This window comes from Stenotrophomonas sp. INTA L402-1 (assembly GCF_059295135.1).
The window spans coordinates 1-900 of the sequence record NZ_JCAFWP010000102.1 but is presented as its reverse complement, the minus strand read 5'-3'; the positions used below and the strand labels follow the sequence as shown (position 1 = coordinate 900).

General features: G+C 49.1%; 2 protein-coding genes. Both read right to left on the bottom strand.

The features are described from left to right. A partial coding sequence (locus AC5O77_RS21700; protein WP_494507163.1) for a hypothetical protein occupies positions 1 to 238 on the bottom strand: 238 nt, incomplete at its 3' end. 166 nt (positions 239 to 404) lie between these two features. Continuing rightward, positions 405 to 900: hypothetical protein (locus AC5O77_RS21695; RefSeq protein ID WP_494507162.1), on the bottom strand; the 496-nt coding region annotated here is incomplete at its 5' end.

Below are 900 nucleotides of genomic sequence, written 5' to 3'. Positions count from 1 at the left end.
GAGAAATACTGTTCTCTATCCCGCTCATGTTCAGGCGTATTTCACTTCTGGAATTCCAACTTGGGTTATTGGCTGAATATGCACTTTTTTTTTCTGTGCCATGTGTTGCGTTGGTTGGCAATTTTCTTGCAGAGCTCAATCTGAACTGAAAAGCAGACTCCATTGTTGGTTGGTATTTGCACCAGTTTATTTCTGGTTGCTCCTGTGGAATATCATTTTCTATGTCGCGCCAGCGCAAAGTGCTTTGCTGGAAAATATGCGCAATTTCTTTCTGACCATTGTCTGGTTACCCCTGAATTTTTTCAATTTGGGTCTCAGCCGTGGACTGACTTTATCGGTCCGATAAGCGCCCAGCTTGGTTTTGCGTTGGGATATTATTGCCAGTGGCGTAGCAAAAATAGAAGTCAGAGGAAGAAGTGGGGCGAGTGGGTAATGTGTCTGAGTTTTGTTACGTTGGGTATGATTGCGTGGGCTTTGCGGTAATTCCTTGAATCAAAAAGTAGGTCAGATTGTTGACGAAGTGCGCTTTGTTTATGCCGGATGCTGCGTGAACGCCTTATTTTGTCTACAAAATCATGCAAATTCAATATATTGCATAAACCACGTAGGCCTGATAAGCGTAGCGCATCAGGCAGTTTTGCGTTTGCCATCAGGCTCAGTTGCCGGGCATAGCCCGGCATCAAAAGATTACTGCGCAGCGGCAGGTTTACGCGGACGGCGGCGACGTTGTTGTTCGCCTGCCGGTTTGGCATCGCCGAGGCGACGAGACGGTTTGTCTCCAGGTTTAGCGCTTGCAGATTTTGCGCCACCGTCTCCACGGCGTGGTTGCTGTTGACCGCGACCACCACCTTGCCCACGACCGCCGCCGCCACGTTGCTGGCGACCGTTCTGGATTGGTTC